Origin of the sequence: Microbacterium sp. HMWF026 (assembly GCF_003061325.1) — a bacterium.
Lineage (GTDB): Bacteria > Actinomycetota > Actinomycetes > Actinomycetales > Microbacteriaceae > Microbacterium > Microbacterium testaceum_E.
Genome location: NZ_QAJB01000019.1, coordinates 1 through 4513 on the forward strand (window position 1 = coordinate 1; position 4513 = coordinate 4513).

General features: G+C 71.9%; 6 protein-coding genes. All 6 read right to left on the reverse strand.

The window, feature by feature from the left end:
- Positions 1-239: 239 nt before the first annotated feature.
- The gene (locus DBR36_RS00780) at positions 240-1055 is read right to left on the reverse strand and encodes an SseB family protein (RefSeq protein ID WP_108317136.1); all 816 of its coding nucleotides are present in this window, start codon (positions 1053-1055) and stop codon (positions 240-242) included.
- Positions 1039-1785 (reverse strand): bifunctional 1-(5-phosphoribosyl)-5-((5-phosphoribosylamino)methylideneamino)imidazole-4-carboxamide isomerase/phosphoribosylanthranilate isomerase PriA, encoded by a 747-nt coding sequence (gene priA / locus DBR36_RS00785; RefSeq protein WP_108317137.1) that lies wholly within the window; start codon positions 1783-1785, stop codon positions 1039-1041. The genes DBR36_RS00780 and priA overlap by 17 nt, the downstream gene beginning before the upstream one ends.
- A gap of 46 nt (positions 1786-1831) precedes the next feature.
- The gene (gene hisH, locus DBR36_RS00790; RefSeq protein ID WP_108317141.1) at positions 1832-2455 is read right to left on the reverse strand and encodes an imidazole glycerol phosphate synthase subunit HisH; all 624 of its coding nucleotides are present in this window, start codon (positions 2453-2455) and stop codon (positions 1832-1834) included.
- A 20-nt stretch (positions 2456-2475) separates the two neighbouring features.
- Positions 2476-3090 carry an imidazoleglycerol-phosphate dehydratase HisB gene (gene hisB / locus DBR36_RS00795; RefSeq protein WP_108317138.1) on the reverse strand — a complete coding sequence of 205 codons (615 nt, stop codon included), beginning with the start codon at positions 3088-3090 and terminating at the stop codon, positions 2476-2478.
- Positions 3087-4181: a histidinol-phosphate transaminase gene (locus DBR36_RS00800; RefSeq protein ID WP_181373428.1), complete on the reverse strand. Its 1095-nt coding sequence runs from the start codon at positions 4179-4181 to the stop codon at positions 3087-3089. The genes hisB and DBR36_RS00800 overlap by 4 nt, the downstream gene beginning before the upstream one ends.
- 58 nt (positions 4182-4239) lie before the next feature.
- The coding region (locus tag DBR36_RS00805) for a LysM peptidoglycan-binding domain-containing protein (protein WP_108317140.1) at positions 4240-4513 on the reverse strand (274 nt) is incomplete at its 5' end.

The following is a 4513-nucleotide window of genomic DNA, read 5'->3' on the forward strand; positions in this document are numbered from 1 at the left end:
GTTCGTTGGGGGGGGGTACCGGGCTCGGTGATGCCCCGTCCCCAGGCGAGGGCGGGGGCCCTCCCCCGATCTCCTCGGGACGGGGGCGTCCCCGCGCGCCGTGCCGCAGGACAGCTCCCCCGCGGCGCCCGCGGCCAGCTGTCGTGAGAACAGGCGATGCCACGAGAACAGGGCGATCGAGCGGGAATCGGCCTGTCGCCGTGGCATCCCCTGTTCTGATGACCTCGGACGAGCGGCGGTCAGGCGTCGGAGCTGCGGTGCAGCTTGACCGTCAGGGAATCGACCAGGACGGCGATGCGGTCGTCCGCGGCCCAGCGGCGCGCGATCCGCGCGAGCACGGCATCCAACTCCTCCTGCTCCAGACCCGACATGAGCTGCAGGTGCACGACCAGCTCGGGCCCGCGCAGGCGCCCGGTGGGGTCGCCGGGCTCGACGGCGAGGTCGAGCACGGCCAGCTCGCCCGAGATGCTCTGCTGCAGGCCGGTGAAGATCGTCGGCGAGGTGTGGGCGGGCTCCCAGGGCTCGCCCTGCGCGATGGCCCACACGGCGGGACGGCGGAGGACGAACTCCGTCTCGGACGCCGGATCGATCACGATGAGCTCGGTGTCCTCGGACGCGGCGGCGAGAGCGGTGCGCCGACCGTCCGCGGGGACGGGGCGGGCCGTGGCATCCCAGGCCTGCATCGCCGTGACCGAGGTGAAGACCGGCAGCACCTTGCGCCCGTCGGGGGCCGCGACGGTGACGATCGACAGCTCCTGCGTCTTGTCGACCTCGAGGCCGTGCGCGCCGATGCCGTGGTCGCCCTTCTCGGCGACGAGCGGGATCAGCAGTCGGGCGTCGCGATAGGCGTCGACGACCCCGCGCGCGTCGGACTCCCCCGCACGGAATGACACGAGGGCGGCGAGCAGCGCCGGATCGGCCGAACCGTCGTCGCCCGAGTGCGGGTTCGCCTCGAAGCGGCGTCCCTCCCAGGGCACACCGGCCGAATCCGCGGCCGCGCCGTCGGGCAGTGCCCCGTGCGGCCCGTGCGGATCGCCGTCAGTGCCCGGCGACATCCAGCGCCTCGGCGAGCGTGAACTGCCCCGCGTAGAGGGCCTTGCCCACGATCGCACCCTCGACGCCCAGCGGGACGAGCTCGCGCAGCGCCGCGATGTCGTCGAGGTTCGACACGCCGCCCGACGCGACGATCGGCTTGGGCGTGCGCTGGGTCATCTCGCGCAGCAGGTCGATGTTGGGGCCGCGCAGCGTGCCGTCCTTGGTGACGTCGGTGACGACGTAACGGCTGCAGCCGGCATCCTCGAGGCGCTCCAGGACCGTCCACAGGTCGCCGCCGTCGCGGGTCCACCCGCGGGCCGCGAGGGTCGTGCCGCGCACGTCCAGACCGACGGCGATCGCCTCGCCGTAGCGATTGATCACGTCGGCGGCCCACTCGGGGTTCTCGAGGGCCGCGGTACCCAGGTTGATGCGGCTCGCGCCGCTCTCGAGCGCGGCCTCGAGCGAACGGTCGTCGCGGATGCCGCCCGACAGCTCGACCTGCACCCCCTTGACCTGCTTGATGACCTTGCGCATGACGCCGGCGTTGCTGCCGCGTCCGAAGGCCGCGTCGAGATCCACCAGGTGGATCCACTGCGCGCCCTGCCGGGCGAAGTCGGCGGCGGCATCGACCGGGTCGCCGTAGCTGGTCTCGGTACCGGCCTCACCCTGGGTCAGACGGACGGCCTTGCCGTCGGCGACATCGACCGCGGGAAGCAGCACCAGTTCAGGCGTGGACGCGAAATCGTTCATGGCTCCTCGCACCCTTCGGCGCATCTCGCCGAGCCGGGGCACGAGGTCACACAGTAGTCGCGCGCAGCCCGTCGATCCAATTGGACAGCAGGCGGATGCCGGCCTCGCCCGACTTCTCGGGGTGGAACTGCGTGGCCGCCAGGGGACCGTTCTCGACGGCGGCGATGAACGGCGAACCGTAGGTGCACCACGTCACCGCGGGCTGCGGGAAGGGCGGGGTGACCTCGAGCGACCAGTCCTGCGCGCCGTAGGAGTGCACGAAATAGAAGCGCTCGTCCTCGATGCCCTCGAACAGGCGCGATCCCTCGCCGACGTCGACGGTGTTCCATCCCATGTGCGGCAGCACCGGGGCCTGCAGCTCCGCGACCGTGCCGGGCCACTCCCCCAGACCCTCTGTGTCGGTACCGCGCTCGATCCCGCGCTCGAACATCACCTGCATGCCCACGCAGATACCGAGCACCGGACGACCACCCGCGAGACGGCGATCGACGATCTCGCCGCCGCGGCTCGAGGTGAGCGCACCCATCACCGCGTTGAACGCGCCGACACCCGGCACGAGCAGTCCGTCGGCGTCGAGGAGCAGGGCGCGATCCGAGGTCAGGCGCGCGTCGGCTCCCGCCTCGATGAGCGCTTTGACCGCGGAGTGGACGTTGCCCGATCCGTAGTCCATGACCGCGACGACAGGCTTGCTCACAGGGCTCCCTTGGTGCTCGGGATGCCGTCGACCAGCGGGTCGAGCGCCTTGGCCTGCCGGAAGGCCCGCGCAAGCGCTTTGTACTCGGCCTCGGCGATGTGGTGCGGGTCGCGCCCGCCGACGACCCGGACGTGCACCGTCAGACCGGCGTGGATCGAGATGGCCTCGAAAGAGTGGCGCACGAGGGAACCGGTGAAGTGCCCCCCGATCAGGTGGTGCTCGAAGCCGGCCGGCTCACCCGTGTGCACGAGGTAGGGCCGCCCGCTGATGTCGACGACCGCCTGCGCGAGCGCCTCGTCGAGCGGGACGAGCGCGTCGCCGTATCGCGCGATGCCCGACTTGTCGCCGAGTGCCTGACGGATCGCCTGCCCCAGCACGATCGAGGTGTCTTCGACGGTGTGGTGCGCGTCGATGTGGGTGTCACCCGTCGCGCGCACGCGCAGGTCGGTCAGGGAGTGCTTCGCGAAGGCCGTGAGCATGTGATCGAAGAACGGCACGCTCGTGGAGATGTCGCTCGCTCCCCGCCCGTCGAGGTCGAGCTCGAGCTCGACGCGGGACTCGCTCGTCTCACGCGTGATCGAGGCGGTGCGGGACGTGGAGGGGCCGGTCATGCTCGGGATCCTATCGAGGCGAGGGCGTCGAGGAACGCGGTGGTCTCGTCGGCCGTTCCGGCCGACACGCGCAGGTGGTGCGGGATGCCGACGTCGCGGATGAGCACGCCCCGGTCGTACAGCGCCTTCCACGTCGCGGCCGGATCGTCGACTCCGCCGAAGAGCACGAAGTTCGTCCAGGACTCGTGGGCGGTGTACCCGAGGGCGGCGACGGTCGCCGAGATCCGGTCGCGCTGCGCGACGATCTCGTCGACCATCGCGAGCATCGTGTCGGCGTGGCCGAGCGCGGCGGTGGCGGCGGCCTGCGTCAGCGCGCTCAGGTGGTACGGGAGGCGCACGAGGCGGAGCGCGTCGACGAAGGCGGGATCGGCGGCGAGGTAGCCGACGCGGGCACCGGCGAACGCGAACGCTTTGCTCATGGTGCGCGAGACGACGAGACGGGGGCGACCGGGCAGGAGCGACAGCGCCGACGGCTCGTCGCGGGGCGCGAACTCCTCGTACGCCTCGTCGACGATGACCACGCCGTCGGTGGCGTCGTAGACCGCCTCGATCACGTCCAGACGCAGGGGCGTGCCGGTGGGGTTGTTGGGCGCGCACAGGAAGACGATGTCGGGACGCTGCTCTCGCACCTGAGCGGCGGCCGAACCGGCGCCCAGGGTGAAGTCGTGCTCACGCTCCCCCGCGACCCAGCGCGCGCCGGTGGCTCGCGTGAGGATCGGGTACATGGAGTAGGTGGGGGCGAACCCCATCGCGGTGCGCCCCGGTCCGCCGAACGCCTGGAGGATGTGCTGCAGCACCTCGTTCGAGCCGTTGGCCGCCCAGATCTGCTCGGGCGACAGGCCGTGACCGAGGTAGGTCGCGAACGCCTCTCGCAGCGGAGTGAACTCGCGGTCGGGATAACGGTTGACGTCGCGCAGCGCCCGGGCGATGGCGTCGAGGATGTCGTCCGCGACCTCGGCCGGAACCGGGTGCGTGTTCTCGTTGACGTTGAGGGCCACGGGCAGGGCCGCCTGCGGGGCCCCGTAGGGGGTCATGCCCCGGAGATCGTCACGAAGAGGGAGGTCGTCGAGGCGTACGGTCACCCCACCCATCGTAGGCGGCGACGCGGTCCCGGGATGGCGCAGCGGCATCCGTCGCGAAGGAGCGGTCTCAGCCGGCGGGGGCGTACTCGGCCGGGATGGCGATGCGCTGACCGGCCGCGACCGAACCGCCCGGCAGGGCGTTCAGGCGCGTGATCTCGGCGACGACGTCGCGCGGGTCGACCCCGGGGGCGAGGTCTTCGGCGATCGACCAGAGGGTCTCGCCGTCCATCACCGTGATCTCGGCGAACGAACCGGCGGGGGCGCCCGCCTCGCTCGAGGCGAGCGCGGACCCGCCGCTGAGGGCCGCGATGCCGATCGCCGCGGCGACCGGGAGGGCGACC